This window comes from Nonomuraea roseola, from assembly GCF_039535395.1.
GTDB lineage: Bacteria > Actinomycetota > Actinomycetes > Streptosporangiales > Streptosporangiaceae > Nonomuraea > Nonomuraea roseola.
The window spans coordinates 2,908,520-2,934,743 of sequence record NZ_BAAAXC010000015.1; the positions used below are offsets into that span (position 1 = coordinate 2,908,520).

Here is a 26,224-nt window from a genome sequence, read left to right on the forward strand (position 1 = left end):
GACGGGCGGGCTTATCGGAATCACACTGGTATCTCTCGGCATGGTGCTCACGCCGGGCCCGAACATGATTTATCTGATTTCGCGGTCGATCGCGCAGGGGCGACGCGCAGGGCTCGTCTCGCTCACGGGCGTCGTCCTCGGGTTCACCATCTACCTGACCGCCACCTGTCTCGGGCTGACGGCGATCTTCGCCCTCGTGCCCACGGCCTACACCGCGCTGAAGCTGGCGGGCGCGGTCTACCTCGGGTGGCTGGCGTGGAAGGCGCTCAGGCCCGGCGGCGGATCGGTGTTCGAGGCGCGTGAGCTCGAGCACGCCTCGAACCGCAGGCTCTTCTCCATGGGGCTGCTCACGTGCCTGCTCAACCCCAAGATCGCGATTCTCTACCTCTCGCTGCTGCCGCAGTTCATCGATCCCGCGGCGGGAAGCGTCCTGCTGCAGAGCCTCGCGCTCGGATCGGTGCAGATCGTCGTCGCCACCACGATCAACGGCCTGATCGCCATCACCGCGGGCAGCCTGGCGGCCTTCCTCGCCGCCCGCCCGCTGTGGCTGCGGATGCAGCGCTACTTCATGGGCACCGTGCTCGGCGGCATGGCGATCCACCTGGCCACCGACCGCTCCCGCGCCGTCGCGGCGTGAGCGGCTACCAGCGGTGGTGCGCCTGCGCGCGGATCCTGCCGTCGTAGATCTCCCGTACGGCCCGCAGCGTCGCCTCGGGTAGCGGGGCCAGCGCCGCGGCCGCCGCGTTGGCCCTGGCCTGCTCGGGAGAGCGGGCCCCTGGGATGACCGTGGTCACGCCTGGCTGCTGGATGATCCAGCGCAGCGCCGCCTGCGCGGGCGTGGCGCCCTCGGGAGCCAGCGCGGCGAACTCCACGGCCGCCTCGACACCGGTCGCGAAGTCCACGCCCGAGAACGTCTCGCCCTGGTCGAACGACTCGCCGTGCCGGTTGTACGTGCGGTGGTCGTCGGCGGGGAAGACGGTGTCCTTGGTGTACTTGCCCGACAGCAGCCCCGAGGCCAGGGGCACGCGGGCGATGATCCCCACCCCCGCCTCGGCGGCGGCGGGCAGCACCCGCTCGAGCGGCTTGAGCCTGAAGGCGTTGAAGATGATCTGCACGCTGGCCGTCCCCTGCCGGGCGATCGCGGTCAGCGCCTCGTCGCAGGTCTCCACGCTCACCCCGTAGGCGGCGATCCTGCCCTCATCGACGAGCGTGTCCAGCGCGTCGAAGACCGCGTCGGAGGAGTGGACCTGCGTGGGCGGGCAGTGCAGCTGCACCAGGTCGAGACGGTCCACGCCCAGGTTCGCGCGGGACCTGTCGGTCCAGGCGCGGAAGTTGTCGAGGGTGTAGAGAGCGGGGTCGAGCGCCACCCTGCGGCCCATCTTGGTGGCGACCGTGACGCCCGCGTCGGGGCGCTCGCGCAGGTAGGCGCCGATCAGCTGCTCGCTGCGGCCGTCGCCGTACACGTCGGCGGTGTCGAAGAAGGTCACACCCGCCTCGACGGCCGCGTCGAGGACGGCCAGCGCGTCCTTCTCCTCCACCTCGCCCCAGTCAGCGCCGAGCTGCCACGTGCCCAGCCCGACGACCGACACCCGCTGGCCGGTCCTGCCGATGATCCGCTGTTCCATGTCCTCAGCATCGGAGGCGGGGCCGTCGGCTGTCCAATCGGCCTACCTCGGCAGTGCCGACGTCACCGCCGACAGGCAGCGCTCCACCACGGGCCTGGGGTCGAAGGCGTAGGTGCCGTCGCCGAACAGCTCGAAGGTCATGCGCCCGCCGTACCCCCTGCGCTCCAGCGCGGTCAGGTACTCGGCGAGCGGCAGCTCGCCGTCGCCCCACGCCAGGTGGCCAGCGGGACTGCCGTCGACGAGGTGCACGTGGCGCACCCTGTCGCCGAGGGAGTCGAAGTAGTCGTCGACGCTCTCACCCGCCACCGCCATGCCCACGGTGTCGAGGACGGCGCCGACGTTCGACGAGCCGATCTCGTCGAGCATCCTGGCGAGCGTTCGCGAGTCGTTGACGAGGTTCGACTCCACGCGCTGCAGCGGTTCGAGCACGCAGGCCACCCCGAGGGTCTCGGCGTAGGCGGCGATCTCGCCGACCGCGTCGACGGAGCGGCGCCATGCCGCCTCCAGCGGCTCGTCCTCGAAGCCGCGGCCAGGGGTCAGCAGCAGCAGCTCCGCGCCGAGCTCCGCGGCCAGTTCGGCGGCGCGGCGGAACATGGCGATGCTCGCCGCGCGCAGCCAGGTGACGGGCGAGGCCACGTTGACCGGGTACATCACCTGCTCGGGCGTGAGGCAGTGCACGCTCAGCCCGCGCGCCTGCGCGCTCCGGCGCACGGCCCGCGCCTCGGCGTCGCTCACCTGCGGGATGTGGAACTGCGGCGCGATGCCCCACAGCTCCAGCCTCTCGCGCCCCAGAGCGGCGGCGTCGTCGAGGAAGCGCTCGAACGGCAGCTGCTGGTAGGCGAAGTTCGAGCCGGTGAGCTGCTGGAGTGTGAGGGTCATGGGGAGCTCCGTTACTTGCCGATGCCGTCAGAGAGGCCTTTGACGATGTAACGCTGGCCGAAGAAGAAGAGCAGCACGACAGGGACGGCCGCGATCACCATGCCGGCGAAGACGACGGGGTAGTCGGTGCCGTGCTTGCTCATCAGGCTGGTCAGGCCCACGGGAAGAGTCTGCACGCCGCTGCCGCTGGTGAACACCATCGCGAAGAGATACTCGTTCCAGGCGAACAGGACGTGCAGCAGGACCGTCGAGGTGATGATCGGCTTGCTCATGGGCAGGATGATCCGCCAGAAGGCCGTCCACCGGCCCGCGCCGTCCATCTCCGCGGCCTCGTCGACCTCGCGCGGAAGGTCGATCATGTAGGCGCGGATGAGGAACGTGGTGAACGGCACGCGGAAGGCGGTGTACAGGATGAGCAGCGCCCAGAAGCTGTTGTACAGCCCCATCGCCTGGAACATCTTCACCAGGGGGACGAGCGCCACGGTCGGGGCGAGCATGAGCCCGCCGAGGATCAGCGCGGTGATCGCCTTGTTGAAGGGGATGGTGACCCTGGTGAGGCCGTAGGCGGCCCACGCGCTGACGAAGACCGTGACGATCGTCGAGGTCACCGTGACGAGCACGCTGGTGGTGAGGTAGTCGCTCACCCCTCTGTTCCACGCCTTCTGGTAGTTGGTGAAGCTCCAGTCGACGGGGAGGGCGAACGGGTTGCCGAACAGCTCGGCATTGGTCTTGAACCCGTTGAGCACCATCCACAGCAGCGGATAGAGCACGATCACCGCGAGACCCAGCAGGAAGGCCCACATGAACACGCGTGCGATCACGCCGAGAAAGCTCAGGCGCTTCACCATTCCACCCTTCGTCTGCGGGTGACCCACAGCTGCGCCATGGCGATGCCGAGCGTGATCACGAAGATCAGCGTCGCGATCGCCGCGGCGTAGCCGAAGTTGTTGCGGACGAACCCGCTGCGGTAGAGCCACGTGCCCATGACCTGCGTCGAGTTGTTCGGCCCTCCGCTGGTCATGACCATGACCTCGTTGAACACCTGGAACGCCCCCGAGATGGTGACCATCGTCATGAGCCCGGTCATCTCGCGCACCAGCGGGACGGTGACGTGGATGAAACGGCGGATCGGCCCGGTGCCGTCGATGGCGGCGGCGCCGTACAGCTCGGAGGGGATGCGCTGGATCGCGACGGCGAACAGCAGGGTGGAGTACCCGAAGCCCTGCCACTGGCTCATCCCGATGATCGCGAACATCGCGGTGCTCTCCTGGCCCAGCCACGACTGGTCGAACAGCCCGAGCCCCACCGCCTGGAAGGCGTGGTTGAGCGGGCCGAGGTTCGGCTCGTACATGAAGTAGAAGAGCAGGCCCGCGACCGTCAGCGAGATCGCCGAGGGGATGAAGTAGATGGCCCTGAGGCTGCGCCGCCACCGGTCGCTGCGGATGCTCTCGATGAGCGCGGCCAGCAGCAGCGCGCCGAACACCTGGAAGACGATCGAGATCACCGCGTAGAGCAGGTTGTTCCCGAACGAGGACCAGAAGATCGGGTCGTCGAGGAGCTTGGTGTAGTTGTCGAGCCCGACGTACTCCTGGTCCCCGCTGTAGATGTCCCACTTGAGCGTGCTGAACCCGATGTTCTGCACGAGCGGCAGGTAGACGAACACCCCGACGAGCACGAGGGCGGGGAGGACCCACGCGAGCCCGAGCGTCCGCTGGACGATGGCGCGCACCGGACTACTTGGCAGACTCTGAGGCCTGGCGGACGCTCTCGAGCACCTGCTCCGGCTTCTTGCCGCCGCTGATGAGAGCCTCACCGCCGGCCAGCCACGCGTCGGCCACCTCGGGCACCGTGACCATGTCCAGCCAGCTGGCCAGCTCGGGCGCCTTGTTGACCAGTTCGATGCCCTCGAAGACGGCCTTGCTCGAGGTCTCGGGGGTGACGGCGCCGACGACCGTGCTGGGCTGGCCGTACGGGGGCGAGGAGAGCGTCTTCGCGTTCTCCTGCTCGGTGACGAACTTCATGAAGTCGACGGCGAGCGCGGCGCGCGGTGACTTGGCGTTGACCAGGTAGCCCTCCGGCGCCCCTTCGATCACCTTGGGGTTGCCTGCGGCGCCCGCGGGGACCGGCAGCGGGAAGATGCCGAAGTCCTCGGGGGTGATCCCGCGGCCGGCCGTCGCGCTGTCGAACTCCAGGATCTCCTGGTAGTACATGGCGGCCTTGCCGTTGGAGAAGGCCTCCTGGGCCGAGGTGTAGAGCACGCCGTTGGTGCCGCTGCCCGTGTCGGTGCACGTGTCGACCAGCGTCTTGAACTGCTTGAGCGCGGTGACGTAGCCGGGGTCGGCGAGCTTGGCCGTCGAGGGGTGGAAGTCGGCGCGCAGGGTGGCGCTCGGCACGTTGTAGGCGAACAGCTGCTGGAGGTAGTGCAGCGCGGGCCAGCCGTCCTTGTTGCCGAAGGCGATGGGCTCGTAGCCGGCCTTGCGCAGGGTGGCGCAGCTGCTGATGAGCTCCTCGAAGGTGGTGGGCGGCTTGACGCCCGCCTTGGTGAAGGCGGCCTTGTTGTAGCCCATGAACTTGCCGTTGTTGTAGAGCGGGATCCCGTAGTAGCGGCCGTCGTAGGCGAAGGCCGACAGGGAGGCCTTGCTGAAGGTCTTGCCCCACTCGGTGTCAGGGCCGATCACCTTGGTGAGGTCGGCCGCGCGACCGCCGCGGACGTAGTTCTCCGCCCAGTTGCCCGTCCAGGTGAAGTAGATGTCAGGCAGCGCGTCGGAGGCGGTCAGCGTCTTCGACTTGTCCTTGATGCTCTGGTCCGTCTCCTGGATGAGCTCGATCTTCACCCCCGGATGCTTCTTCTCGTAGGCCGCCGCCAGCTTCTCGAAGTACGGGCTCAACGGGTCGCCGGCGAACTTCGTGAGGATGCTGAGCGTGCCGGAGAACTCCGGCTTCGCCGTGACGTCGGCTGCGGGAGCCTCGCCCGAGCCACCGGCACAGCCGGTGAGGGCGAGCGTTCCGAGCAGTGCCGCGAACGTCGTCAGTGGGCGCATGGGCTTCCTTTCTCTCGGGGGGAGAGGGGACCGCCGGTGCAGTGGCACCTCAGATCCGCTTGGTGAGGGCTGACTGTACAGAGGAACTGATACCGGTACCAGACTCCAATCCAAGATCTTTACTATTGGGGCTCTGAACTGCTGTATTGACGTCACCGGTTTCTCTGTGTCAGCGTGAGCCCCGCGTGATACCGGTCTCAGGTTGGCCGCACACTCTCGAAAGGACGCGATGATGCTCGGATTCAACGAGCCCGAATTCCTCTCACAGACGGCGAGCGCGGTGGCCCTGCGGCCCCAGATCGAGGAGCTCGTCGACCGCCTCGTGGACGAGGGGTTCGACAATCTCTTCCTCGTCGGCGCGGGCGGCACCTACGCCCAGATGTGGCCGTACGAGCACCTCGCCAGGCGCGCCTCGAGCCTTCCCGTGCGGTCCGCCATCGCGGCGGAGCTGATCGTCTCGGGTGACGTCACCCTGGGCGAGCGCTCCGTGGTGATCTTCACCTCGGTCTCGGGCACGACCGACGACAGCATCCGCGCCATCGAGTACTGCAAGGCCAGGGGCGCCTACACCGTCGGCTTCACCGGCTACGCCGACTCGCCCATCGCCAAGAGCGTCGACGTGGCTCTCATCTCCGAGCCCAAGACGTGGCCCTTCGACATGCAGATGCTGCTGTTCATGGGACGGCTGCTCGCCCGCAGGGGCGAGTTCGACGGCTACGAGAAGCTCGCCGACGAGCTCGCGGGCATCCCCGGCGTCCTGGTCGAGGTGGCCAAGCAGGCCGAGCCCGTGGCCGCCGCCTTCGCCGAGGCCCACAAGGACTCCGACTACCACTTCCTCGTCGGCGGCGGAAACCTTTGGGGATTCACCTACCTCTACTCGATGTGCATCCTCGAGGAGATGCAGTGGCTGCGTACCACCAGGGTGCACAGCGCGGAGTTCTTCCACGGCTCGCTCGAGCTGATCGAGAAGGACACCAGCGTGATCATCTTCCAGGGTGAGGACGAGACGCGTCCCCTCACCGACAGGGTGGAGGCCTTCGCCAAGCGCGTCTCGGAGGACGTCACCGTCTTCGACACGCGCGACTACCCGCTCGAGGGCATCAGCCCCGAGTTCCGCGGCCTGCTCGCTCCGCTGGTGCTCGACACCGTGCTGAGCAGGGTCAGCAAGCACCTGGAGCGCGTCCGCGACCACTCGCTCGACCTGCGCCGCTACTACCGGGTCATGGAGTACTGAGCCTTTCCTTCAGGGGCCGTGGCGGGCGGGCTGCACCCGTCCGCGCGTCCCGGTGTCAACGTCCGCACTCCCGCCCGCGCACAGGAGAACCATGAGAGTCCTCGGCTTCGGTGACAACATCGTCGACCGGTTCGTCGACCGCGGCATCGACTATCCGGGCGGCAACAGCGTCAACGTCGCCGTCTACGCGCGCAGGCTCGGCCTCGAGGCCGCCTACCTCGGGGTCTTCGGCGACGACGACCTCGGCGGCTTCCTGCGCGAGGCCATCGCGGCCCAGGGGGTCGCCGTCGACCGCTGCGTGGTGAAGGAGGGGGAGAGCGGCGTCTCCACCCTGCGCGTCGACGACGGCGACCGTATCTTCCTCGGGTGGAACGGCGGCGGCGTCACGGTCAGTGAGCCGCTGGTGCTCGAAGGTGACCTGCTCGACTACGTGTCGTCCTTCGACCTCGTCCACTCGAGCGTCTACTCCCGCAGCGAGAGCGAGCTGCCCAAGCTGGCGGGGCGCGGTCCGCTCGTGAGCTTCGACCTCTCCAGCGAGGAGGAGTTCCGCACCCCCTCCTACCTCGACCGCGTCTGCCCGCACGCCGACCTGGTGCTGCTGTCGTGCTCCCACCTCGACGAGTCCGCCACGCGCGCCCTGCTGGCCGAGGTCGTACGGCGGGGCGCGCGCATGGCGCTCGCCACCCGAGGTGTGGACGGGGCGATCGCCCACGACGGCCACGTCACGGTGGCGGCGCCGGCGCGCGCCGTGGAGCACGAGCAGGTCGTCGACACCATGGGCTGCGGCGACGCCTTCCTGGCGGGCTTCGCCGTCTCGCTGCTGCGCGTCGGCTGGTCCGCTGTCGCGGCCCCTGCGGTGTCGCCGGCCTCCGCGGTCTCGCCTGGAGAGGACGCGATCGAGCGTGCTCTGCACGACGGCGCCGCGGCCGCGTACGAGCAGTGCTTCGTCGAAGGAGCCTTCGGCCACGGCAGAGCCGCGGAAAGACCTCCCGTGGCTAGCATGTGGCGAGCCGCCGAACACGAGAGATGAGGGACGCCATCCATGCCAGCTGACCGGGGCCGTGCGGCGGGGCCGCCGACGATCTCCGAGGTGGCCGCCGAGGCGGGTGTCGGCCGTGCCACGGCGGCCAGGACACTCGGCGGGTATGGGTACGTCAGCCCCGAGCTGCGCGAGCGGGTGCTCGCGGCGGCCGAGAAGCTCGGCTACCGCGCGAACGCGCTCGCCCGCAGCATGTCGACGGGGGTGAGCCACACCCTCGGGGTGATCGTCGCCGACATCGGCAACCCGTTCTTCGCCGGTGTCGTGCGCGGCATCTCCGACACCTCGCGCGCCAGGGGCTTCGACACGATCGTGCTGAGCACGTACGAGGACCTCGGCGAGGAGGTCGCGGCGACGAACGTGCTCATCGACAAGCGCGTCGACGGCGTCATCATCGCCTCGGCGGCGGTCGACCGTACGGAGGTGGCCCACATCAAGGCGGCGATGGACCGCGGCATCCCCGTCGTCCTCGTCGACCGTGCGGTCTCCTCGCTCGACCTCGACGCGGTCGTCATCGACAACCGCGACGCGGCGAGGGAGGGGGTGGAGACGCTCATCGCGGCGGGCCACCGCCGTATCGGGTTCGTGTGGGGACCGCCGGTCGGGCAGGCCCCCGCCACCCGGCGCGGGCTGCTCACCGCCGCCTCCCGCAACCTGTGGACGGACGGCGAGCGCCTGCGCGGCTACCTCGACGCCCTCGACGACGCCCGCATCCCCTTCGACCCCGACCTGGTGATGGTCGGACGCAAGACGGAGGAGCGGGTGCCGGGGGAGGTCGCCAGGATGCTGGCCCTTCCCGACCGCATCACCGCGGTGTTCTGCACCGAGACCGACGCGGTGACAGGCGCGCTGCGCGCCTTCAGGACGGCGGGGCTGTCCTGCCCGCGTGACGTCGCGCTGATCGGCTTCGACGACAGCTCGTGGGCGGCGGTCATGGAGCCGCCCCTCACGATGATCGAGCAGCCCGTGCACGAACTGGGCGCGAAGGCGGCCGAGGTGCTGCTCGACACCATCGCGGGGGCCGAGCCCCGCAGGGAGATGCACACGCTGCGCTCCCGCCTCATCGTGCGCTCCTCCGTGGCCCCACCGGCCGGCGTCTGAGCCGGTTGGCGGGGCGGCACCCTCGCGTCCTAGTCTCGCCCCATGCCGAAGGTCTTGGTCACCGGGATGTCGGGCACGGGCAAGTCGACCGCTCTGGAGGTCCTGGCCTCGCGAGGGCACAGGACCGTCGACACGGACGACGACCGATGGAGCCACTGGGTCACCCTGCCCGACGGGTCGTCCGACTGGGTGTGGCGCGAGGAGTCCATCGCCGAGCTGCTCGACGGCCACACCACGGGCAGTCTGTTCGTGGCCGGGTGCAAGTCCAACCAGGGGAAGTTCTACTCCCGCTTCGACCATGTCGTCCTGCTGAGCGCGCCCGCCGAGGTGATGCTCGCCAGGATCGCCACCAGGACCAACAATCCGTACGGCAAGCGGCCTGAGGAACGCGAGGCCGTCCTGCGCGACCTGGCCGACGTCGAGCCACTGCTGCGGGCCACCTCGACCGTCGAGATCGACACCAGTGTGCCGCTCGACAGCGTCGTCCGCCGGCTGGAGGAGCTCGCCTGACCAGCGGGTCGGGGGAGTCACGCTCAGGCTCGGGGTCGTCTCCGCAGGAAGCGCTGGTGGGCCTCGTGAACCTGATCGAGGAGATCGACGAGTTCGAGGCGTTCCGCCCGCGTGAGGACGGCGTACGGCGCGGCGGCGAGTTCGTCGGTGAGCCTGACGGCTTCGTCCCTGGCGCTTCTGGCGGTCGACGGCAGGGCGGGCCACGGCGGACGCCAGCCGTTGGCCACGGCCTTGTCGATCCCGGGCCCGGCCAGGATGGCCGTCAGCGGGGTGAGCGCGCCGGCCAGCACAGCGATCAGGTGGGAGCCGCCTCTGTGCTCGCGAAGCCGCAGCAGCGCCAGAGCCACGCGGTCCACCGCTTCGTGGGCCGGGGCGGGATGGGAGCGCCATGCGGCGAAGAGCGGCCGTCCAGCGGGATCGGCCGCTTCCACCACCTGTTCGGCCAGGTAGGCAAGGCGCTCGAGCCCCATCAGGTGGCCGTAGACCCTCCGCGCCCAGCGGAGGCACTCCTCGACGTCGGCGTGCACGATGGTGGCGAGTGAAGTCGCGGCACGGGCCGTGCTCCAGGCCTCACGCACAAGGTCCGGGGCGAAGAACCCGCAGGCGGCGGCGGCGACGTCGGCGTGGACCTCGCCGAGAACGCCCGCGCGACCGCCGAAGTAGAACGGCCAGCGGGAAAGGCTCAGGCTCTCACCACGGGCCCGATAGAGCGGGTCGGAGCCGAACGCGGCCCCGACGCCGGTCACCACATGCTCGGTGTGCCGCACCACGTCGTCAGGTGTCACCCACGCTCCACTCCTCCGCTCACGCCGTCGCCCCGCCCACACCAAACAATCCACTGCCGGGTTCGGGCGCAAGAGACCGATCAGTGACACGTGAACGTCGGAAGGGGTGTGCCACGATCGCGGCACACCCCTTGTCAGCGCTCCACCAGCGGCTCCCGATCACGGCAGGCCTCCTCAGCCCGGAACGGCTCAGCCGCAGTGCGCGAAGGGCCTCAAGGCGAACCGCCCGTCCGGCACCGAGCGATCAGCGCGTGCGCGGGGCGGGAGGAAGCGGCGGGTAGCGCGAGGTACGACCAGTTCCAGAGCGAAGCGTGATGGTCATCATGGGACGGTGTGCACCGGGCACGGCTGCCCGATGTCAGCGCGTGACCGACAGCACCCGGCGGTCGATGGCTCAGCAGGATGGCGGTTCGATCTGGAGCCGGCCGAGAGAGCTACTTCGGCAGGGGCTTCGCCTTCGTGACTTCCTCTGACGCCGCGGCGATGAACTCTTCGACCGCCTGACGCACGTCGTCGCCTCGTCGGGTCAGCGCGGCCCTGTCCGTGTCGCGCATGTCGGCGACGAGGGCCATGGCGTTCTCCGCGAGGCGCGTGATCTCGGGGTCATCGGCAAGGAGGCGAACCCGGTAGAGAGAGTGCCATGCTGCCGCGCGAAGCCGGTACGACGCCGCCTTGGCCTCGTCGTAGGCTGCGCCCTCCTTGCCCTCAAGCCGCTGTAAGGCACGGTTGTACTGGGCGGAGCGGAATTCGAGGACGGTCCCGGCGAACCCGCTGTAGACCGCCATTCGTTCCTCGCGGAGGCGGGCGGAGATCGTGAACTGTTCGGCTCGCTGGGTGGCTCTTTGCTGGAAGAGGTAGGTGACGAGTGAACCTAAGAGGGTCCCCCCGATCGCGAAGAGCCCGGCTAGAACGGCTTCCATGAGTCTCAGTTGATCACAGCCGAGACGTCAACCGAGACCCAAAGCAGAAGGGGTCATACCGATGATCTCGGTATGACCCCTTCTAGCTGGCGGAGGATAGGAGATTTGAACTCCTGAAGGGTTGCCCCTTACACGCTTTCCAAGCGTGCGCCCTCGGCCACTAGGCGAATCCTCCGTCGAGAAGCTTACCGGACTCTTCGCGATGAAGAGACCACGATTTAGCGTGAGCGAGCACTGCCGTACGGGGCTAGACTGTCGTAGGACCCCTCGCGCGGCGTCATCCTGTGAACCTCCCCAGGGCCGGAAGGCAGCAAGGATAAGCGGGCTCTGGCGGGTGTGCGAGGGGTCTCTTCATTGAAAGCCCCCTCGCAGGCGGGATGGTCGCATGAGTCTTGCGCTTTACCGCAAGTACCGGCCCGGAACCTTCGCCGAGGTCAAGGGTCAGGAGCACGTCACCGACCCCTTGCGGCAGGCGCTGCGCACCGGCCGGATCAACCACGCCTACCTCTTCAGCGGCCCGCGCGGGTGCGGCAAGACTTCCAGCGCGCGCATCCTGGCGCGCTCCCTCAACTGCGAGAAGGGCCCGACGCCCGACCCCTGTGGCGAGTGCGAGTCGTGTGTGGCGCTCGCCCCCACGGGCCCTGGCCACCTCGACGTCATCGAGATCGACGCGGCCTCCCACGGCGGCGTCGACGACGCGCGCGACCTGCGTGAGCGGGCGTTCTTCGCCCCCGTCTCCGCGCGCTTCAAGATCTACATCATCGACGAGGCGCACATGGTGACCCGCGAGGGTTTCAACGCGCTGCTCAAGCTCGTCGAGGAGCCCCCGCCGCACCTGAAGTTCATCTTCGCGACGACCGAGCCCGAGAAGGTCATCGGCACGATCAAGTCGCGCACCCACCACTACCCGTTCAGGCTGATGCCGCCCGCGACGCTCAAGACGCTCATGGAGGAGATCCTCTCCTCCGAGAGCGTCCCCTACGAGCCCACCGCGCTGCCGCTGGTCGTCAGGGCGGGCGCGGGCTCCGCGCGCGACTCGCTGTCCATCCTCGACCAGCTCCTCGCGGGCGCCGACGACGACGGCATCACCTACGCCAAGGCCGTCTCCCTGCTCGGCTACACCGACGGCGACCTGCTCGACGAGGTGGTCGACGCGTTCGCCCGGCGCGACGGCGCCGCCGTCTTCCACACCGTCAACCGCGTCATCGAAGGCGGGCACGACCCCCGCAGGTTCGCGGCCGACCTGCTCGAACGCTTCCGCGACCTGGTGATCCTCGCCAACGTCCCCGAGGCGGCGACCAGCGGGCTGCTCGACCGTCCGGCCGACGAGCTCGAACGCCTGGTCGCCCAGGCCTCCTCCATGGGGCCCGCCGAGCTGACCCGCGCGGCAGAGCTGTTCAACGCGGGCCTGACCGAGATGCGCGGCGCCACCTCACCCCGGCTGCTGCTCGAGCTGATGTGCGCGCGGGTGCTGCTGCCCGGTGCGGCGCAGGGGGAGGGCGCGCTGCTGGCCCGCCTCGAACGCCTCGAGCGCGGCGGCGTGGTCGCCCAGATGGCCTCCCGTCCGGGCCCTGGCGGTACGGCAGGCGCGCACGGCGCCCCGCCGCACGTCGCGGGGGCCGCGAGCTACGGCGAGACGGCCGCTCCGTACGCGGGGGCGGCCGGTCCTTCGAGCGCGGCCGGAGCGGTGCCCGGTTCCCACGACGCGACGGCCTCAGGCTCTGCGGGTACGGCGAGCGGCGCTCCTGGCGCGTCGTCCGGCTCTTCGGGCGCGGTGTCCGGACCTTCCGGGCAGTCCGCGGGTTCGGCCGGGACCGCTGGCGGGACGGCGTCCGGCGCGGCGTCGTCTGGGACGCCGGCGGGCGCGGTCGCCGGTTCCCCGGGTTCTTCCGGCGGGGACGACTGGCCCGAGACTGTTCGGCCGGGTGCCCCTGCGGCGCAGCCCGAGCAGCCGGTCCAGCAGCAGCCGGTTCAGCAGGCGCCCGCCTACGCGGCACCCGCCCAGGGCGGGGCGGGGCAGCTCCAGCAGCAGTGGCCCGCCGTACTGGCCGCGCTGAAGAAGCGCAGCATCGTCGTGTGGGCGAACGTCAACACCAACGCGCAGGTGGTGGGCGTCGAGGGCAACGTGGTCACGCTGGGGTTCACCCAGGTGGGCGCGATGAAGAACTTCACAGGCGGCGGCAAGGACGCCGTCGTGGCCTCCGCGCTGGGCGATGTCCTGGGCGGCACGTGGCGAGTGGAGGCCGTCGTCGGCGGCTCACCCGCCCCGCAGGGCCGCCCGGCTCAGCCCGGCCCCAGCGCTCCCCCCGCTCCGCACGGTGGCTCGCCTGTCTCGCAGGCCGGCTCTCACGGCGCTCCCGTCGCCTCACAAGGCACTCCTCACGGTGGCCCGGGGGTCCCGCAGGCCGGTCCTCACGGCGTGGCCGGGGTTCCCCAGGGCGGGTCTCACCAGGCCGGCCCTCAGGGGGTGGCCGGTGCTTCACCTGGCGACCCCTCAGGAAGCGGCTCCCACAGCGGCGGCGCTCCCGGGGCTGGTGTCCATCCAGCCGGCGCCGCTGAAGGTGGTGCGCCCGCAGATGGCGCTCCTGGACACGGCACCTCAGGACACGGCGCTCCCGCAGGCGGCGTCACGGGGGCCGACGGGCCTGGAGCCGTCGTGGGCGGCGGGTTCCAGGGCGGCGGCGCTCCTGAGGGCGGTGTCCCGGGTGGCGGCTTTCCCGGAGGTGCTTCCGGCGCGACCGGTGCTCAGCAAGGCGGACCCGGCGGCGTAGGCGGTGCCGGTGGTGGCGCTCCCGACGGTGTCTCCGGTGGTGCAGGAGGCGGTGAGCCCGGCGCCGGAGGTGACGTTTCCGGTGGCTCCGCGGATGGCTGGGGCTCCGGCGGCTCCGCGGGCGGCGTGGGCGCCGGGGGTGGCACGGTCTCCGGTGGTGCCGGGGTCGAAGGGGCTCATGGCGGTGCGGTCGTGGAGACTTCCGGCGGCGAGAACGCCCAGGGGCGGGAGCGGCTGACCACCGACGAGTCCTGGCCTCAGGCGCCTGACGACCCGGATCCCGGCATGCCTCCCATGCCAAGCCCGAGCCAGGGCACGAGCCGCTCCTCAGGTCCCGCGCAGGGAGCGAGCCGCACGCCCAGCCCGGGGCTGGCCGCGGCGAGGTCGGCGGCGAAGGCGGCGGCTCAGGCGGCCGCGCAGTCCGGTCCTCGGGTGCCCGCGTCCAGGCAGGGCGGCGGATCGGGATCGGGTGGCTGGCCCGACGCGATCCCCGGACGCCGGCGCGGTCCCGAGTCCGATGACGTGGACCCGCTCAACGACGCCAACGCCGACATCGACGAGCTCAGCGGCATGGCCCTGCTCCAGCGTGAACTCGGCGCCCAGATGATCGGCGAGATCGACCACACCTGATCGACCCACCGAGACCGGCCCCACCACAGCAGTGTCTCGGTACGCGGTCTCTCGGGACGCGGCCTGCTGGAACTTGGCCTGCGGGAACTTGGCCTGCGGGAACTTGGCCTGCGGGAACGCGGTCTCCGGGAACGCGGTGTCTTGGAGGGGCGTGGCCGGGAGGAGCCTTCCGTTGGGGTGGGAGGTTGTGCGCTCGGTGAGCGTATTCCTGGACAGACGCCAGCCTGGGACCACGGGGGCGCTTGGCCCGGCCTGCCGTACGGGCGGGAACGTGAGGGCGGGAACGTACAGCCGAGGAAGGTACGGGCGGCAACGTACGGGCGGGGAAGGTACGGGCGGTAACGGGGATGAACGGCTAGGGAGACAGGCGGGCGCGGGCGGCGGCGGCGCGGTGGTCGGAGGAGGGCAGGGCGGCGGCGACCCGTTCGAGGATCTGGAAGTCGTCGCGGCCGTTGACGGTCTGCGCGTACGTCCACAGGGCGTCGGCCGAGCCGTGCGTGAGCAGACTGGTGCGCACCTGGACCTCCAGCTCGTCGCGAGCGCTGCGGATCTCCGGCGACTCCGAGCGCGGCAGCAGCGGCCCCGCGTAGGCGCGGGCGACGGCCTCGGGGTCGTTGGCCGTCAGCAGCTGCCTCAGTTCGAGGAAGTCGGCGCTCAGGGGAGCGACCAGCCGGTACGGCTTGGCCGCCACCGCCTCGCCCAGCTGGGCGCGCAGCCGGTAGATCTCTGGCCTGATCGTGGCGGGGTTGCCCTCGTCGCCATAGAGGTAATAGGAGAGTTGCTCGGCGGTAAGGCCACAGGGATAGAGCGCGAGCAACGTGAGGATCTCCGCGTGGCGCAGCGAGAGCGTCAGGAAGCGGTCGCCGTAGCGGGCGATGGGTGGGCCCTCGCCGAGGAAGGCGAGGCGCAGCGGCAGCGCCTCCGTGCGGGAGGCGGGCCGTAGCAGGTAGCCGTCGAAGAACGGTTCGAGGATGCCGGCGGGGCAGTCCGTGCCGCCCGGTTCGGGGAGGGTGATGCGGGCGCCGAGCCTGCCCGAGTGGTCGCCGGCGAGGACCCGTCCCGTCTTGGTGATCAGGACGCCTGTGCGCTGGACGAGCGAGTCGTATCTCCTGCGCAGCCGCTCGTCGCGCTCGTGCATCATCAGGGCGAGGCGCGCCTCGGCCAGCTTGGCGGTGGTGGCCACGAGCGCGACCGTGGCGGGGTGGAGGCTGCGGGTGATGCCGCTGACGTCGACGCAGCCGAGCACGGTGTCGGTGTCGGGGTCGATGATCGGCGCAGAGCTGCACGACCAGCAGTGGAGGACCCGCAGCAGGTGTTCCTCGGAGTAGACGTGGACGGGCTTGCGGGTGGCGAGCGCGGTGCCGATGCCGTTGGTGCCGACGGAGATCTCGGACCAGTGGTGGCCGTCGGCCAGGCCGACGACGTCGGCGCGGCGCATGGTGCCGAGGTCACCGTCGCGCCAGAGGATCCGGCCCTCGGCGTCCGTCACGATCATGATGTGCTCGGACTCGTCGGCCATGCGCCGCAGCGTCTCGGCGAGCATGGGCAGGACCGGCTGGAGAGGGTGCGACTCGCGGACGTCCCTGATGAGCGAGCCGTCGTACACCAGGGGCGCCGCACGGCTCTCCGGATCGACCCCTGCCGCCTTCGACCTCCGCCACGACGCGCTGATCAGCTGTCGCGGCTCTCCGATCGTCGTCTCGTGGATCCGGCGAAGCCGGCGAGAGTACGCATCGAGGTTCGCGTCACCCATCGGCCACTCCCAGTAGTCGGGCTGTACGGCGAAGCATCCGTGTTATCACCCCCGTCCGCAACCCGTTCGGGGGATTGCGCAGGGTGATTGAATGCTCGCAACCTGTGTGCAACGTTGGTCTCGCTAGTGTCACGCACCACGCTGACATGGTGCGGCCGCTCCGGTCGGCGTGATGGCCGGGTCCCGGACGCTGGAGGGGGGCCGGGATCCGGCCATAAAGCCCTGGTCGGTGGCACAGAGATGAAACGCATGTGCTCCCCAGTACATGACGGCGCTCAGAACCCGTAGGCTCGTGACAGTTAAGGACGCGGAGCAGGCGAGGAGCGCACGAAGGTGAACCCAGGGGATGTCAACCTGCAGCAGCTGCTGGAGCAGGCACAGCTCATGCAGCAGCAGCTCGTGAGCGCCCAGCAGGAGCTCAACGACGCGCAGATCGAGGGCTCGGCCGGGGGCGGCATGGTCACGGCCGTCGTCAACGGCTCAGGTGAGCTGCTCGAACTCAAGATCAACCCGTCCGTCATCGACGCCGACGACCCGCAGGACACCGCCGACACGATCGCCGACCTGGTCATCGCGGCCGTCCGCGACGCCGTGCGAGCGGCCGCCGACCTGCAGCAGGAGAAGCTGGGCCCGCTGGCCCAGGGCCTCGGCGGCGGTGGCCTCGGCCAGCTTCCCGGGCTCTAGGCCATGTACGAAGGGGTCGTCCAGAACCTGATCGACGAGCTGGGCCTGCTGCCCGGCGTCGGTCCCAAGAGCGCGCAGCGGATCGCCTTCCACCTGCTGGCGGCCGATCCCACCGACGTGAAGCGACTGGCCCACGCGCTGCTCGAGGTCAAGGAGAAGGTCCGGTTCTGCCGCGTCTGCGGCAACGTCGCCTCCGAGGAGGAGTGCCGGATCTGCCGCGACGCGCGGCGCGACCCTCATGTGATCTGCGTGGTGGAGGAGTCCAAGGACGTCGTCGCGATCGAGAAGACGCGCGAGTACCGAGGCACCTACCACGTGCTCGGCGGGGCGATCAGCCCGATCGACGGCGTCGGCCCCGACGACCTGCGCATCCGTGAGCTCATGACCAGGTTGGCCGACGGCCGCGTGACCGAGCTCATTCTCGCCACCGACCCCAATCTGGAGGGGGAGGCGACGGCGACCTACCTCGCCCGGCTGGTCAAGCCGATGGGCGTGAAAGTGACACGACTGGCCAGCGGCCTGCCTGTGGGCGGTGATCTCGAGTACGCCGACGAGGTCACCTTGGGCCGCGCTTTCGAAGGACGGAGGCTGCTGGATGTCTGATCAGTGGCGCGCTCTCGCCGACGAGATCGCAGGACACGCGCAGAACTATCTGGACGGCCTGACCAGGGTCGCGGGCGGCGAGGGCGGTGACGCCATCTGGTCGCTGCTGCTCGTCGAGGTCGCCCAGGTGAGCCTGGCGGGTGCCCAGCTCGGCGCGAGCCAGGACGTCATCCTGTCGGGCAACTGGGAGCCGCCGCTGAGCGAGGACCCAGACGTCGACGGCGTCCGTACGGCGCTGGCCGAACGCCTCGAGGCGGTGGACGACTACGCCGAGGTGTTCGACCCGTACAAGGACACCGCCGTCACGCCGTACCGGCTGTCCGACGACCTGACCGCGGTGGCGGCCGACCTCATCCACGGTCTGCGCCACTATCACGCGGGCAGGCCGCTGGAGGCGCTGTGGTGGTGGCAGTACTCCTACTTCAACACCTGGGGCAACCACGCGGGCGCGGCGATGCGGGCGCTCCAGGCGCTGGCCGCGCACACCCGTCTGGATGTGGCAGAAGAGGCATTGTCCACATAGTGGTCCGAACCATCGGGTCCATGAGAAGCCCCCAGTAGACTGGCAGCTCACAGTCCAGACTGGGAGACTCTCGTGGCGCTCGTTGTGCAAAAGTACGGTGGTTCGTCCGTCGCCGACGCGTCCTGCATCAAGCGGGTCGCGCAGCGGATCGTCGCGACGAAAAAAGCCGGCAACGAGGTCGTCGTCATCGTCTCCGCGATGGGCGACACGACGGACGAACTGCTCGACCTGGCCGAGCAGGTGTCGCCGCTGCCCCCTGGGCGTGAGCTCGACATGCTGCTGACGGCGGGTGAGCGCATCTCGATGGCCCTGCTGGCGATGGCGATCGCCAACCTGGGCCACGAGGCGCGCTCGTTCACCGGGTCGCAGGCCGGCGTGATCACCGACTCCACGCACGGCAAGGCGCGCATCATCGACGTGACGCCGAGCCGCATCCGTGAGGCGCTCGACGAAGGCCAGATCGCCATCGTGGCCGGGTTCCAGGGCGTCTCGCAGGACACCAAGGACATCACCACGCTGGGCCGTGGTGGTTCCGACACCACGGCGGTGGCGCTGGCGGCGGCTCTGGAAGCCGACGTCTGCGAGATCTACACCGATGTCGACGGCATCTTCACCGCCGACCCCCGCATCGTCACCCAAGCGCAGAAGATCCCCAGGATCTCCTATGAGGAGATGATGGAGATGGCCGCCTGTGGGGCGAAAATCCTGCACCTGCGCTGCGTCGAGTACGCTCGCAGGTTCAACCTGCCGATCCACGTGCGCAGCTCTTTCAGCACCAAGGAAGGCACGTGGGTCGTGGCCGACCCTTACACCGAAGGAACCGAGATGGAGCAGCCGATCATCTCCGGCGTCGCGCACGACCGGAGCGAGGCCAAGATCACCGTTGTCGGTGTTCCCGACAAGGTCGGAGAGGCTGCCGCGATCTTCAAAACGCTGTCCGAAGCCGAGATCAACATCGACATGATCGTGCAGAACGTCTCGGCGGCGGCGACCGGTCGTACCGACATCTCCTTCACGCTTCCCTCGACGGACAGCTCCACGGCGCTGGCCGCGCTGAAGCGCATCCAGGAGCAGGTCGGGTTCGAGTCGCTGCAGTACGACGACCAGATCGGCAAGGTGTCGCTGGTGGGCGCGGGCATGCGCTCGCACCCCGGCGTCACCGCGACGTTCTTCGCCGCGCTCGCCGACGCGGGCGTCAACATCGAGATGATCTCCACCTCGGAGATCCGCATCTCGGTGATCGTGGGTCAGGACGGCGTCGACGCGGCTGTGGCCGCGGCGCACCGCGCGTTCGACCTCGACTCGGACCAGGTTGAAGCTGTGGTGTACGGAGGTAGCGGACGATGAGCAAGCCCACTCTCGCCCTGATCGGCGCGACCGGAGCGGTCGGCACCGTGATGCGCGAGCTGGTCTCGACCCGTGAGGACGTCTGGGGCGAGATCCGTCTCGTCGCCTCGGCCCGCAGCGCGGGCAAGGTCCTGCGGGTCCGCGGCGAGGACGTCGTGGTCCAGGCGCTGGCGCCCGAGGTGTTCGACGGCGTCGACGTCGCCATCTTCGACGTCCCCGACGAGGTGTCGGCCGAGTGGGTGCCGGTGGCCGCCGCCCGCGGGGCGATCGCCATCGACAAGTCGGGTACGTTCCGCATGGAGCCCGACGTCCCGCTGGTCGTCCCCGAGGTGAACCCGCTCGAGGCGCGTAACAGGCCGCGCAACATCATCTCGACTCCCAACTGCACCACGCTGTCGATGATGGCCGCGATCGGCGCGCTGCACGCGGAGTACACGCTCAAGGAGCTCGTCGTCGCCTCCTACCAGGCGGTCTCGGGCGCGGGCGTGGCGGGTCCCGCCCGGCTCTACGACGAGATCGAGGCGCTGGCGGGCGACCGCACGGTCGGCCAGAGCGCCGGCGACGTGCGCAAGGCGCTGGCCAACAAGCTCGAGGGCGACTCGCCGTTCCCCGCTCCCATCGCGTTCAACGTGGTGCCGTGGGCGGGCTCCTACAAGGACGGCGGCTGGGCCTCGGAGGAGCTGAAGCTGCGCAACGAGTCGCGCAAGATCCTCGGCATCCCCGACCTGAAGGTCTCGGCCACCTGCGTGCGGGTGCCCGTCGTCACCACGCACTCGCTGGCCGTCCACGCCAGGTTCGAGCGCGAGATCACGGTGGCCGACGCGCACCGCATCCTCGAGGCCGCGCCGTCCGTGGTCCTCATGGACGACCCCGCCAACGGCGTGTGGCCGACGCCGATCGACGTGGTGGGCACCGACCCGACCTACATCGGGCGCATCCGCCAGGCGGTCGACTTCCCGAACACGCTCGACATGTTCGTCTGCGGCGACAACCTCCGTAAGGGCGCGGCCCTCAACGCGGCTGAGATCGCCGAGCTGGTGGCCACCGAGTTCTGATCCCGCCCACTGTCCGAGATCCCCTGGAGTCGCTTCCTGGGGCTCTCTCGGGCCCTGCCTCTCCACGCGCCCTCCGGTCACCGCGACCGGAGGGCGCCGTGCTTGCCGACGCCGTCCGTTTCTCTCCCGTACGGCAAGCCGCCCCTCGCGCCCCCGTGGTCACCGGCTGAGGCCCGTCCAGGGGACGCTCCTCGGGCGCGCCCGCCCGGCGCCGTCACGGACGGCAGGGCCGTGCCGCCCGGAGAGCGGCGCTCGCACCGGAACGGGATGTCCCGAGGCTCGGCCGCACGCAGAGCGGCGATCTCACCGGAACAGGATGTCCCAGTGGTCGGACTCGCTGGCGAACAGGGCGCCGTCGGCGGAGCGGTAGAGGGCGGCGCCGTCACTCCTGACGCCGACCTTCGGGTACGTGCGGGTGATGTGACGGTCCACGCACTCGCTGTGGCGGATGTCGATCTTGTAGCCCGCCGCGTGGCTGAAGGCGCCCGGCGCGTGGCCCGCCTCCGTGCCGCCGGTCACGACGACCTTGCAGCCGCTCTCGCGCTTCAGGTCGATCACCCCGGCGAGCGTCTCCGACCTCATGGCCTGCATCGAGGTGCAGACCCTGTTGTGCCTGTCCGCGCAGTGCCCGCTGGACTTCCAGCTCAGCCCCTCCTGGGCCAGCCTGTCGATGGCGAAGGCGTGCGAGACGCGTACCGCGTGGCGAGGCAGGGCCCTGGAAAGGAGCGCCGCGGACTCGCGCGTCCGCCAGGTGCGGGTCTGGTAGTGACGGGCCTCGACGTTACGGGCCTCGACGTGTCGGGCCTCGACGTGACGCGCCTTGAAGCGGGGCGCCTGGACGTGACGCGCCTCATGGCGGGCCGCTTCGACATGACGCGCCTCGGAGCGGAGCGCCTCGACGTGACGCGCCTCATAGCGGGGCGCCTCGACGCGGCGCCCGGCGGGCCGGTTCGCCGCAGAGCGGCTCGCCGGGGACTGCTGTGCCCTGTGCGGGCGGGCCTTCGGCTGGTGAGCCTCGGCCACGTACCAGCGGGCGGTCTCGATGACGCCCCCTGGTCGATAAGTTCCCATGATCGGAGGCGTAGCCTCGGCGGAAGCATCGTCAGCGGCCGGGGTGAATCGCGCGGGCGCGGCCGAAGCCGCACCCGACAGCATGATGATGCAGGTCTGTATGGCGATGAGCGCGGCCACGAAGAACCGCACCAACCAACGTATCCACATGTGATGCCCTTTTCGCGGAGTTGCCCTTCCGCCAAAATCATCAATGCCACGGTTCAGGGCGGATGATCCCTCCTCCGAAGCGATCTTTACCCTGTGGCGGTGATCACCGTGCGGCTCCATGACCTCACGGCCCCGTCTAACGTAAAGTGACGAGCGTGTCCGAACCGCGCAGCCGAGGATCGGAGAGCACCCGCGAGCTCATCGTTGAGACGGCCTTGCGCCTGTTCAGGGAACGCGGCTTCGATGCGACCACGATGCGGGCGATCGCGGCGGAGGCCGGGGTCTCCGTGGGAAACGCCTACTACTACTTCGCCTCCAAGGACGAACTGGTGCAGGCGTACTACGACCGTGCCCAGATCGCGCACGAGGAGGCCTGCCGCGACCTGCTGGCCACCGAGCGCTCCTTCGCCGCGCGTCTGACGGGCGTGCTCAGGGAGTGGGTGCGGGTGTCTGAGCCGTACCACGAGTTCGCGGTGAAGTTCTTCAAGCACGCGGCCGAGCCGACCAACCCGCTCAGCCCCTTCAGCTCCCAGTCCACGCCCGCCCGTGAGGCCTCCATCGCCATCTACCGGCAGGTGGTGGAGGGCTCGCGCGACCGCATGGACGCCGAGCTGCGCGAGGAGCTGCCTGAGCTGCTGTGGCTGATGTCCATGGGCATCGTCCTCTACTGGGTCCACGACACCTCGCCAGGGTGCGCGCGCACCTACAGGCTCATCGAGGTGACCGTGCCGCTCGTGGACCGGCTCGTCGGCCTCTCGCACCTGCCGGGCCTGCGGGGCATCACCAAGGACTTCATCGCGGCGGTGCACGAGCTGCGCGCATGACCCCGGCTACGGGCGGTGGCCGACGCCATGCCCATGGCGGCATACCGTCTGGTTGGTATGGTCCTGGGTAATGACGGACACCTCCCTGGAGGCTCGCGATGACCCAGAACTGGGGCATGACCATCCCCTTCTTCGACCGCTCGCTCGCTGAGTCGAAGGAGCTCATCGCCGAACTGCCCGGCCTCGGGTACACCGACGTCTGGTCGGCGGAGGTCAACGGCGCCGACGCCTTCGTGCCGCTGGCGATGGCCGCGGAGTGGGCCCAGGGCGTCAGGCTGGGCACCGCCATCGTGCCGGTGTTCACCCGCGGCCCAGGACTGCTGGCGATGTCGGCGGCGACGCTGGCCGACCTGGCGCCAGGGCGGTTCGTGCTCGGCATCGGCTCCTCCTCCCCGGCGATCGTGCAGCGGTGGAACGCGGCCGAGTTCGGCAGGCCGTACGCCAGGACCAGGGACACCCTGCGCTTCCTCAGGAAGGCGCTGGCGGGGGAGAAAGTGTCCGAGCAGTACGAGACCTTCGGGGTGAAGGGGTTCAAGCTGGAGCGGGCGCCCAAGGTCGCTCCCAAGATCGTGCTGGCGGCGCTGCGCCCGAGGATGCTCCACCTGGCGGCCTCCGAGGCCGACGGCGCGATCACGAACTGGCTGTCACCCGAGGACGTGCGGCAGGTGCGGGCCGAGGTCGGGCCCTCGACCGAGCTCATCGCGCGCATCTTCGTCTGCGTGAGCGAGGACTCCGACAGGGTGCGTGAGATGGGCAGGTGGATGCTGGCCAGCTACCTGACCGTGCCCGCCTACGCGGCCTTCCACGACTGGCTGGGGCGGGCCGAGGTGCTGCGCCCGATGCACGAGGCGTGGGCGGCGGGCGATCGGCAGGCGGCGCTGAAGGCGATCCCCGACGAGGTGGTGGACGCGCTGATCGTCCATGGCGACGCGGCCACCTGCAGGGCCAGGGTGCAGGAGTACGTCGACAACGGGCTCGACACCCCCATCCTCGCGCCCGTCCCCGCCGACCTTCCCGTCCCCGACGCCGTCCGCGCCCTGGCTCGCTGACGCGGCCGCGCGGGGTCGGCCGCGAGGCGGACCCCGCGCGTGGGCTTGCTCACACGGCCCCGATCGGGGTTCTCATGCGGGCGATCCGGAGGGAGTGTGGAGGGAGATCACCTGAAGAGGGAGACGGCGTGGACGAGGTTCTGAGGCTGGACGCGGTCGGGCAGGCGCGGGCCGTGCGCGAGGGGCTGATCAGCCCGCGAGAGCTGGTCGAAGCGGCCATCGCGAAGATCGAAGCTCATGACGCCGAGATCAACGCCGTCGTCCATCCGAGGTTCGAGCGGGCGCTCGCCGAGCTGGACGGCCTCCCCGAGGGGGCGCCGTTCAGGGGGGTGCCGATCCTGGTGAAGGACCTCGGCTGGGGTCAGGCGGGCGAGCCGTACAACGCGGGGTCGAGGACGTTCGACGGCGTGGAGGTCGGCGAGGACGCGCACGCGGTGACCAGCCTGCGTGAAGCCGGATTCGTCATCCTGGGCAGGACGAACACCCCCGAGTTCGGCACCACGATCACGACCGAGCCCGTGGCCTACGGGCCGACCCGCAATCCCTACGATCCCGCCTACTCGCCGGGCGGCTCCAGCGGAGGGTCGGCGGCGGCGGTCGCGGCGGGCATGGTCGCGGTGGCGACGGCCAGCGACGGAGGCGGCTCGATCAGGATCCCCGCAGGCATGTGCGGGCTCGTGGGGCTGAAGCCGACCAGGGGCCGCTCCAGCTACGGCCCCGCGTCGGGGGAGGCCTGGAGCGGGATGTCCACGCTCGGCCTGCTCAGCCGCACGGTCAGGGACACCGCCGCGGTGCTCGACCTGTTCACGGGCTACGTGCACGGCGACCCGTACGACGCGCCCGGACTGCCGGGCCCGCTCGAGGCCGAGGTGGGCGCCGATCCCGGGCGGCTGAGGATCGGGTTCGTCGCCGAGCACCCACGCGAGGACGTCCCCGGCGACCCCGAGCTGGCGGCCGCCGTCACGGCGGCGGCCACGCTGCTCGAAGGGCTGGGCCACGAGGTCACGCCGAGCCGGCCGGAGGCTCTGGCCGAACCGGACTTCGCCCTGCACTTCGGCGCGATCGTCGCCACCAACGTGGCCGCCGAGGTGGAGAACATCGGCAGGTGGCGCGGCAAGCCCGTCGACCTGGCCGAGCTCGAGCCGCGCAACCAGGCGATGGCCAGGGCGGGTCGCGGCCGCAGCGCCGTCGACCACATCCTCGCGCTGCAGTGGATCGACGGCTTCCGCCGCAGGATGGCCGCCTGGTGGGCCGACCACGACGTGCTGCTCACCCCCACGCTGGGCATCCAGCCCTTCCCTCTGGGCTGGCTGCCGTCCGACGACCTGAGCACCGCGTTCGGCCGTACGGGGCCCGCCGTCGCGTTCACCTCCCCGTTCAACGCCACCGGCCAGCCCGCGATCTCCCTGCCGCTGCACAGGACCCCCGCGGGGCTCCCCGTCGGCGTTCAGCTGATCGCCGCGGCCGGCAGGGACGATCTGCTCGTACGACTGGCCGCCCAGATCGAGCACGCCCGGCCCTTCGATCACGCCGCCATGCGTTAGGGAACCTCCCTCACGGGTAATGCGTTATATCGCGAAGAGGAGGTACTCGCGATGGTGAAGGCATCCAGGGCCGCTGCGGTCTGGAAGACGTACAGAGAGGTCAGCACGCCGGGCTCGCCCGGCATCCTGACCAGGATCAGGGCGATCCCCCGCCTGATCGGCGGCGTGATGCGCGGCGACTACCAGGGCATGGGCAAGAGCAAGCTGGCCATGATGGCGCTCGGCGTGGCCTACATCGTCTCGCCGGTCGACCTGATCCCCGAGTTCCTGGTGCTCATCGGTGTCGCGGACGACTTCGGTGTGTTCCTGTGGCTGGCGGCCTCGATGCTCGGCGAGAGCGGCCGATACGTCGAGTGGGAGCGCAAGCGCATCATGGGACAGGTGGAGCGCTGACCTGAGCCGCGTTCTCCAGCAACAGCCGCAGCGCGGCAGGAGGCTGGACCGCCGACACGGGGGCCCCGCCGTCGATCACCATGGAGGGGACCCCTGTGACGCCGAGCCCGGCCGCGCGCCGCTCGTCGGCCCTGACCCGCTCGGCGTAGGCGTCACCGGCCAGCAGGGCGCGCACCTCGTCCGCCTCCAGCCCGGCCTCGACGGCCAGGCGTTCCAGCACCACGGGGTCGGCCACGTCGAGCCCCTCGGTGTGGTAACCGCGCAGCAGCCGCTCCATCACCTCGTCGGCCAGCCCGCGATCGGCGGCCAGATGGCACAGCCTGTGGGCGTCGAAGGTGTTCACCGGCCGGGCCAGATGCAGGTTGAGCTCCAGGCCCTCGGCCGCTCCGAGCGCCTGGATGTGAGCGACCCTTGCCGCGGCCTGGTCGCCCCACCACTCCCTCATCGCCTCGGCGGCGCTCTGTCCCGGTTCACGTCCTGACTCGGGGGCGAGCTCGAGGCTCCGCCAGATGATCTCCACCTGGTCACGCCCGTCGACCTGGCTCAACGCGGCGGCGACGCGCCTCTTGCCGATGTAGCACCAGGGGCACAGGACATCGACGTAGATCTCCACCTGCATGGGGTTCCTCTGCTCGAAAACGGATCAGACGATCCGCATTCTGCGACCTCAACCATGCTTGAGATCAAGCCGTGC

General features: G+C 70.0%; 25 protein-coding genes, 1 tRNA gene, 1 other RNA gene and 1 pseudogene. 17 read left to right on the forward strand and 11 right to left on the reverse strand.

What is annotated here, in order from left to right:
* Window positions 1–40 precede the first annotated feature (40 nt).
* Window positions 41–637, forward strand: coding sequence for a LysE family translocator (locus ABFX55_RS37135; protein ID WP_346131372.1), 597 nt, complete (start codon window positions 41–43; stop codon window positions 635–637).
* A gap of 4 nt (window positions 638–641) precedes the next feature.
* Here ABFX55_RS37135 and ABFX55_RS37140 read toward each other — a convergent pair whose 3' ends face one another.
* The 5 genes from ABFX55_RS37140 to ABFX55_RS37160 are packed head-to-tail and all read right to left on the reverse strand — an operon-like array spanning window position 642 to window position 5,545.
* Window positions 642–1,625: an aldo/keto reductase gene (locus ABFX55_RS37140; RefSeq protein WP_346127653.1), complete on the reverse strand. Its 984-nt coding sequence runs from the start codon at window positions 1,623–1,625 to the stop codon at window positions 642–644.
* A 42-nt stretch (window positions 1,626–1,667) separates the two neighbouring features.
* Window positions 1,668–2,504 (reverse strand): sugar phosphate isomerase/epimerase family protein, encoded by an 837-nt coding sequence (locus tag ABFX55_RS37145; RefSeq protein WP_346127654.1) that lies wholly within the window; start codon window positions 2,502–2,504, stop codon window positions 1,668–1,670.
* Window positions 2,505–2,515: 11 nt separating this feature from the next.
* Window positions 2,516–3,325, reverse strand: a complete 810-nt coding sequence (locus tag ABFX55_RS37150) for a carbohydrate ABC transporter permease (RefSeq protein WP_312895739.1) — start codon at window positions 3,323–3,325, stop codon at window positions 2,516–2,518.
* Between the two features lie 20 nt (window positions 3,326–3,345).
* Complete coding sequence (locus ABFX55_RS37155) at window positions 3,346–4,233, reverse strand: carbohydrate ABC transporter permease (protein ID WP_346127656.1); 888 nt, start codon at window positions 4,231–4,233, stop codon at window positions 3,346–3,348.
* Between the two features lie 4 nt (window positions 4,234–4,237).
* On the reverse strand, window positions 4,238–5,545 hold the full coding sequence (locus ABFX55_RS37160; protein ID WP_183653331.1) for an ABC transporter substrate-binding protein: 1,308 nt from the start codon (window positions 5,543–5,545) through the stop codon (window positions 4,238–4,240).
* A 229-nt stretch (window positions 5,546–5,774) separates the two neighbouring features.
* Here ABFX55_RS37160 and ABFX55_RS37165 point away from each other — a divergent pair, with 229 nt between their 5' ends.
* The 4 genes from ABFX55_RS37165 (at window position 5,775) to ABFX55_RS37180 (ending at window position 9,429) form a co-directional block, all read left to right on the forward strand.
* Entirely contained in the window at window positions 5,775–6,779 is a 1,005-nt protein-coding gene (locus ABFX55_RS37165) for an SIS domain-containing protein (RefSeq protein ID WP_346127658.1), read from the forward strand.
* A gap of 91 nt (window positions 6,780–6,870) precedes the next feature.
* The gene (locus ABFX55_RS37170; protein WP_346127660.1) at window positions 6,871–7,809 is read left to right on the forward strand and encodes a PfkB family carbohydrate kinase; all 939 of its coding nucleotides are present in this window, start codon (window positions 6,871–6,873) and stop codon (window positions 7,807–7,809) included.
* A gap of 12 nt (window positions 7,810–7,821) precedes the next feature.
* Entirely contained in the window at window positions 7,822–8,919 is a 1,098-nt protein-coding gene (locus ABFX55_RS37175) for a LacI family DNA-binding transcriptional regulator (protein ID WP_346127662.1), read from the forward strand.
* 42 nt (window positions 8,920–8,961) lie between these two features.
* Window positions 8,962–9,429, forward strand: coding sequence for an AAA family ATPase (locus tag ABFX55_RS37180; RefSeq protein WP_346127664.1), 468 nt, complete (start codon window positions 8,962–8,964; stop codon window positions 9,427–9,429).
* A gap of 23 nt (window positions 9,430–9,452) precedes the next feature.
* Here the strand turns inward: ABFX55_RS37180 and ABFX55_RS37185 are convergent, their stop codons facing one another.
* From ABFX55_RS37185 to ABFX55_RS37195, 3 genes are all read right to left on the reverse strand, one after another.
* Window positions 9,453–10,214 (reverse strand): SCO6745 family protein, encoded by a 762-nt coding sequence (locus ABFX55_RS37185; RefSeq protein WP_346127666.1) that lies wholly within the window; start codon window positions 10,212–10,214, stop codon window positions 9,453–9,455.
* 434 nt (window positions 10,215–10,648) lie between these two features.
* Window positions 10,649–11,134, reverse strand: coding sequence for a hypothetical protein (locus ABFX55_RS37190; protein WP_346127668.1), 486 nt, complete (start codon window positions 11,132–11,134; stop codon window positions 10,649–10,651).
* An 87-nt stretch (window positions 11,135–11,221) separates the two neighbouring features.
* A tRNA-Ser gene (locus ABFX55_RS37195) sits at window positions 11,222–11,309 on the reverse strand.
* 83 nt (window positions 11,310–11,392) lie between these two features.
* On the opposite strand from ABFX55_RS37195, the gene ffs reads away from it, so the two are divergent.
* An RNA gene (ffs, locus tag ABFX55_RS37200) (signal recognition particle sRNA small type) lies at window positions 11,393–11,488 on the forward strand.
* A gap of 31 nt (window positions 11,489–11,519) precedes the next feature.
* Window positions 11,520–13,388, forward strand: a pseudogene (locus tag ABFX55_RS37205) (DNA polymerase III subunit gamma and tau); the annotation flags it as partial.
* A 1,501-nt stretch (window positions 13,389–14,889) separates the two neighbouring features.
* Here ABFX55_RS37205 and ABFX55_RS37210 read toward each other — a convergent pair.
* Window positions 14,890–16,287 carry a helix-turn-helix domain-containing protein gene (locus tag ABFX55_RS37210; RefSeq protein WP_346127669.1) on the reverse strand — a complete coding sequence of 466 codons (1,398 nt, stop codon included), beginning with the start codon at window positions 16,285–16,287 and terminating at the stop codon, window positions 14,890–14,892.
* Window positions 16,288–16,620: 333 nt separating this feature from the next.
* On the opposite strand from ABFX55_RS37210, the gene ABFX55_RS37215 reads away from it, so the two are divergent.
* From ABFX55_RS37215 to ABFX55_RS37235, 5 genes are all read left to right on the forward strand, one after another.
* On the forward strand, window positions 16,621–16,971 hold the full coding sequence (locus ABFX55_RS37215) for a YbaB/EbfC family nucleoid-associated protein (RefSeq protein WP_183653355.1): 351 nt from the start codon (window positions 16,621–16,623) through the stop codon (window positions 16,969–16,971).
* Between the two features lie 3 nt (window positions 16,972–16,974).
* Entirely contained in the window at window positions 16,975–17,574 is a 600-nt protein-coding gene (gene recR / locus ABFX55_RS37220) for a recombination mediator RecR (protein ID WP_183653358.1), read from the forward strand.
* Window positions 17,567–18,097, forward strand: coding sequence for a DUF5063 domain-containing protein (locus tag ABFX55_RS37225; protein WP_183653360.1), 531 nt, complete (start codon window positions 17,567–17,569; stop codon window positions 18,095–18,097). Before recR ends, ABFX55_RS37225 begins: the two co-directional genes overlap by 8 nt.
* 72 nt (window positions 18,098–18,169) lie before the next feature.
* A complete protein-coding gene (locus tag ABFX55_RS37230; RefSeq protein WP_183653363.1) occupies window positions 18,170–19,444 on the forward strand; it encodes an aspartate kinase in 1,275 nt (424 codons plus the stop codon).
* Window positions 19,441–20,499, forward strand: coding sequence for an aspartate-semialdehyde dehydrogenase (locus ABFX55_RS37235; protein WP_346127672.1), 1,059 nt, complete (start codon window positions 19,441–19,443; stop codon window positions 20,497–20,499). The genes ABFX55_RS37230 and ABFX55_RS37235 overlap by 4 nt, the downstream gene beginning before the upstream one ends.
* A 303-nt stretch (window positions 20,500–20,802) precedes the next feature.
* Here the strand turns inward: ABFX55_RS37235 and ABFX55_RS37240 are convergent, their stop codons facing one another.
* Complete coding sequence (locus tag ABFX55_RS37240; protein ID WP_346127674.1) at window positions 20,803–21,570, reverse strand: hypothetical protein; 768 nt, start codon at window positions 21,568–21,570, stop codon at window positions 20,803–20,805.
* On the opposite strand from ABFX55_RS37240, the gene ABFX55_RS37245 reads away from it, so the two are divergent.
* From ABFX55_RS37245 to ABFX55_RS37265, 5 genes are all read left to right on the forward strand, one after another.
* A complete protein-coding gene (locus tag ABFX55_RS37245; protein WP_346127676.1) occupies window positions 21,569–21,724 on the forward strand; it encodes a hypothetical protein in 156 nt (51 codons plus the stop codon). The two genes, ABFX55_RS37240 and ABFX55_RS37245, sit on opposite strands and share 2 nt — an antisense overlap.
* A 151-nt stretch (window positions 21,725–21,875) precedes the next feature.
* Window positions 21,876–22,544: a TetR family transcriptional regulator gene (locus ABFX55_RS37250; RefSeq protein WP_183653369.1), complete on the forward strand. Its 669-nt coding sequence runs from the start codon at window positions 21,876–21,878 to the stop codon at window positions 22,542–22,544.
* 98 nt (window positions 22,545–22,642) lie between these two features.
* The gene (locus ABFX55_RS37255; protein WP_346127677.1) at window positions 22,643–23,593 is read left to right on the forward strand and encodes an LLM class F420-dependent oxidoreductase; all 951 of its coding nucleotides are present in this window, start codon (window positions 22,643–22,645) and stop codon (window positions 23,591–23,593) included.
* Between the two features lie 128 nt (window positions 23,594–23,721).
* Window positions 23,722–25,137 (forward strand): amidase, encoded by a 1,416-nt coding sequence (locus tag ABFX55_RS37260; protein ID WP_346127679.1) that lies wholly within the window; start codon window positions 23,722–23,724, stop codon window positions 25,135–25,137.
* Between the two features lie 51 nt (window positions 25,138–25,188).
* On the forward strand, window positions 25,189–25,530 hold the full coding sequence (locus tag ABFX55_RS37265) for a YkvA family protein (RefSeq protein WP_346127681.1): 342 nt from the start codon (window positions 25,189–25,191) through the stop codon (window positions 25,528–25,530).
* On the opposite strand, the gene ABFX55_RS37270 is transcribed toward ABFX55_RS37265, so the two are convergent.
* Window positions 25,508–26,149, reverse strand: coding sequence for a DsbA family oxidoreductase (locus tag ABFX55_RS37270; RefSeq protein ID WP_346127683.1), 642 nt, complete (start codon window positions 26,147–26,149; stop codon window positions 25,508–25,510). The two genes, ABFX55_RS37265 and ABFX55_RS37270, sit on opposite strands and share 23 nt — an antisense overlap.
* Between the last annotated feature and the right edge of the window lie 75 nt (window positions 26,150–26,224).